Below are 4,330 nucleotides of genomic sequence, written 5' to 3'. Positions count from 1 at the left end.
GGCCGCCATGCAGGCCGCCATGGCCGCGGGCGGCGAGGCCGGGCCCGTGCATTCGGCCGCGCTCAAGGTGGCGGGCGAGCACAGCTGGCCCATGGCGGACCTGCGCGTGGACTGGTCCGAGCACGATCCCATCGGCGCGCTGCAAGGCCTCTGGGCCGCCTACGCGCCGCAGATGCAGGACTACCAGACGCGCGCCATCGATCCCACGGCCGCGCCCAGCTACGGAGTGCCCGGCGATGAGTGAGGCGGCCGGGTAGCTGACACATCGCCTTGCCCGGGCGCACGGGCGTGTCGCGGCACTGGCATCGCGTTCACTTGGCGTCTGAAATCACGGGGGTATCGGGCGTCCAGCACGTGGTGCGGTTGCGGCCATTGCGCTTGGAGAAGTACATGGCGGCGTCGGCCCGCTCCAGGCAGCGCTCGACCGATGCCTCGCCCTCGTCCATGAGGCATACGCCCAGGCTCACGGTGAAGCGGATCGGGCTGTCCTGGCCCTGTACGGACACGGCCAGCGCCGCCACGGCCTCACGCAGGTTCTCCGCGCGCCGCAGTGCGGTCGGGGCGTCCACGTCCGTCAGCAAGACGGCGAATTCCTCGCCGCCCAGGCGGCCCAGCATGTCGCCCTGGCGCAGCTGCTTGGACACCGCGATCACCAGATGCCTGAGCACCTCGTCGCCCACGCCATGGCCGAAGCTGTCGTTGACGCGCTTGAAATGGTCGATATCCAGCATGATCAGTGCCGACGGATGGCTCAGTCCCAGGCGCAGGTGCTCCAGCTCCGACTCCATGCGCGTGATGAAGGCCCGCCGATTGCTGGCACCCGTGAGCGCATCGGTCAATGCCAGGGCTTCGAGTTGCGTTTCGCGCCTCTTGTAGTCGGTCACGTCGTGGAATACCCAGCAGTAGCCAAGCAGCCGCTCCTGCCTGCGAAGCGGCAGCAGCTCCGTTTCTATATGGCGGCCGTTGGACAGGGCAAAGATCGTTCGTTGCGACAGGGCACCTGCCCCCGGTTGCGGCGCAGGTTGCAAGGCCGTTGCCATGGCCGGGGGCAAATAGGACAGCAAGGTCTGCAGGCTTTTCCCCACAAGGTCCGTGGCGGACAGCGGCAGCTCGAACAGGTCCACCAGCATTGCGTTGCTTGCCCTGATGCACTGCCCCGCATCGTCGGTCACCAGGATGCCCGACGGAAATTTCTCGATGATGGCCTCCAGCCGCTGCTGTACCTGGTGCAATGCGCTTTCCGCCTGATGGCGGGCATCTACGTCGAACAGTGTCCAGATCACATTGCCCTGGGGATCTTCGGGGTCCAGCAGTGCCCCCTGCATGTCGAACCAGCGCATGTGGCCGCCCTTGACCTTCAGTGCCCACTCGGTACGCACCGTGCCCTTCAGGCTCAGGCGCTCGTACAGCGATGCGAAGCTGTCGAAACTGTCGCCGGACGGATGCAGCTGCTGGAATGAGCACTGCGGCTCGAGCGCGCCCGCCGCAAGGCCGAAGCACTCGGCTGCCCGGGCATTGGCGTAGACGATGCTGCGGCGATGGCTGGCGACAAGCACCAGGGCGCTTCCGCGCTCCAGCAGGGCGCTCACCATATGGGTCTGCTCCACCCGTTCCTGGATATCGGTGTGCATTCCCAGCATGCGCAATGCCTTGTTGTCGGCATCGCGCAGGGTCACTTCCCCGCGCGATTCGATCCATCGCCAGGAGCCATCGGCCTGCCTTATGCGCATCTCGACACGGAATGGGTCGCCGTGTTCGAGGTGGCGCCTGAGCCGGTCCTGGACGCGAGGCTGGTCCAGTGGGTGCAGCAGATGCATGAAGCCGGCCACCGTGAACGAACCGAGTGCCTGGTCCGGCATGCCCAGCATCTGGTAGCAGCGGGCATCCCACAGCACCTGGTCGTGTTCGCGGTCCCACTGCCAAAGTCCGTCACGCACGGCACCGATGGTCAGCCGCAGCCGTTCCTCGCTTTCGTGAAGCGCCTTGCGCAGGCTTTCGTCCTGGGTGACATCGAGGATGTAGCCATGCCAGAGCACGGTTGCGTCGTCAGTGCGTTGCGGGCGTGCATGGCCCTGCAGCCAGCGCACGGAGCCATCGGCGGACTGTACGCGGTACTTGCAGGCCCAGTCCCCCTGGCTGCGCATCGCTTCGTCGATGGACCGCCTGAGCGCGGAGATATCTTCCGGATGAACCCGCTGTGCCAGGTCCTGCAAGGCAGTGTCTGCCGTATCCGGATCGATGCAGTGCATGGCATAAAAGCCGGGGTTGGCAAACGACAGAGCGTAGTGGCCGGCAGGGTCCCAGCTGTACTGGAACAGGCCGCCCGGCACTTCCTGCGACAGGAGATGAAAGCGCTCTTCGGACTGGACCCGCTGGTCCTCCTCCCGCCAGCGCTGGAACGCCAGCCAGGCCGTCAGCATCCCGCCCAGAAAAATCAGCAGCGTGCCTATGCCGTTGCGCCACAGGCTCTGCCGTATGGTCTCGTTGAGCGGACCGAACACGGCCTCGTGGTCCAGCCCCGTGCTCACCAGTATCGGAAAGCCGCTGACGCGGCTCCAGGCATACATGCGCTGTATTCCGTCGGTGCTCGCCAGCACCTCGTAGGTGCCATGCGTGACATCGGGGGCAAACAGCGCCACCCGCTTCGCGGGCAACTGGCGCCCGAGCACCCGGTCCTGGTTCTGCGAGCGCGCAAGATAGGTGCCGTCCTCGCGCAGCAGCAAGATCACGTCGCGCGGGCTGTCGAAGATGGCCTGCAACTGCCGCGACAGGTACTGCGGCGACAGCGACACCACCAGCACGCCCGCAAACGCGCCACGGTGGTGCAGGGCGCGGCTCAGCTGGATACCCCATTGCCCGGAAACCCGTCCCTGTACCGGACGGCCGATGAAGGTTCCCTGCGTCAGGCCCTTCAGATGCGCCTGGAAATGTTCGCGGTCGAAAATGGATACGCCCTGCGCAGGCGGCTCCGAGGCTGCCAGGCTCGAATACACCACCTGGCCCTTCGCATCGGCCACGGCCACCTGGACGATGGTGCCGGGCGGATAGGCCTCCTGGACGCTGGCGACGGCTCGCCCGAACGCCTCGGAGTCACCCGACTCGTAGTCCCGGGCCAGGTCCCGCAGGGAATAGTTCAGGCCCGACAGCATGGTCCCGGCCTGCGCGGAAACCGCCTGGGACATCTGCGAGACGCGCAGCCATGCCTGATCCCGTGTGTAGCGCTGCATGTACTGGTGGCTGGTCAGCAACGCGGCCCAGTACAGCCCCGCTGCGAGCGCCATCAAGCAGACGCCTGCAATGACGGCCAACGATGTTCTTGCGTGCGAGCGCGAGGAAAGGGCGGGACGATGGATAGCGGTGGAACGAGAAGACATGCAACGCAGCGAGACAAGAAAAAAGATCTGCAACGCCAGCTGTCAACCGCAATGGCCCACCGATACAGCGCCCCGCACGCCACAGCGCTCGAGACGCAGGTCCTGCCTGCCGGTGGGCCAGAGCAACCGATATGACTCTGTGAATACGTCGCTCTATAAGCATGCTAACTCAGATAGGGGCCTGCGCGATAGCCAGCTTGGCAGGGCAGGGCCTGCAGGCTGCAGCAGCCGGCGCGCAGCCTATCTGCGCGTCCCGGATGTCTAGGGTGTCTTGGGCGCCCCGGTCCTGGCAGCGTCCTGGACCTGCCCGGGCTGCGCCTGTGGAAACACCCGCGCGCACAGGAAGTCCACCAGTGCCCGCAGCTTGGGCGAGGGGTGCCTGCTGGCGGGCCACAGCACGTGGAAGACATTGGTGTGCTCCATCCAGTCCGCCAGCACGGGCTGCAGCCGGCCGTCGGCCAGCGGCTCGCGGATGGAAAAATCCGGCAGGTAGGCGATGCCCAGGCCCTGCAGCGCAAAGCACAGCCGGGTTTCGATGTTGTTGCAGATCATGGAGGTGGGCAGTTGCAGCTCGGGCGCGCCCGCTGCGCGCCGCAGCACCCAGGGCTCCAGCTTGCCGCTGTGGGGGTAGCGGTAGTGCAGGCAGCTGTGTTGCAGCAGATCCTCGGGCACCCGGGGCGTGCCGCGCTGCGCCAGATAGCCGGGCGAGGCCACCAGCAGGTAGCCGAAGGCGCCCAGCCGGCGCGCGGACAGCCGGGAGTCGGCGGGCGCGCCCGTGCGCACCACGGCATCGAAGCCTTCCTCGATCACATCCACCAGCTGGTCCGTGAAGTCCAGGTCCAGCTCGATCTCGGGATAGGCGCGCATGAACTCGCCCAGCACCGGCAGCACCAGCGAACTGACCAGGGGCAGGCTGACCCGCAGCCGGCCACGCGGCGCGGCGCTGGCCTGCGACA

General features: G+C 66.7%; 3 protein-coding genes. 1 reads left to right on the top strand and 2 read right to left on the bottom strand.

The genetic code is table 11. From position 1 onward, the window contains the following. On the top strand, positions 1–244 hold a 244-nt coding region (locus L995_RS01400; protein WP_047468420.1), incomplete at its 5' end, for a DUF1028 domain-containing protein. Between the two features lie 67 nt (positions 245–311). Here the strand turns inward: L995_RS01400 and L995_RS01395 are convergent. Both L995_RS01395 and L995_RS01390 read right to left on the bottom strand, forming a co-directional pair. After that, positions 312–3,281, bottom strand: coding sequence for a diguanylate cyclase (locus L995_RS01395; RefSeq protein WP_082001458.1), 2,970 nt, complete (start codon positions 3,279–3,281; stop codon positions 312–314). 354 nt (positions 3,282–3,635) lie between these two features. Then, the coding region (locus tag L995_RS01390) for a LysR substrate-binding domain-containing protein (protein WP_047468415.1) at positions 3,636–4,330 on the bottom strand (695 nt) is incomplete at its 5' end.

The sequence above is a fragment of the Delftia sp. ZNC0008 genome (assembly GCF_000799035.1).
GTDB classification, from domain to species: Bacteria; Pseudomonadota; Gammaproteobacteria; order Burkholderiales; family Burkholderiaceae_C; genus Comamonas; species Comamonas tsuruhatensis.
This window is presented reverse-complemented; position numbering and strand designations above follow the sequence as displayed.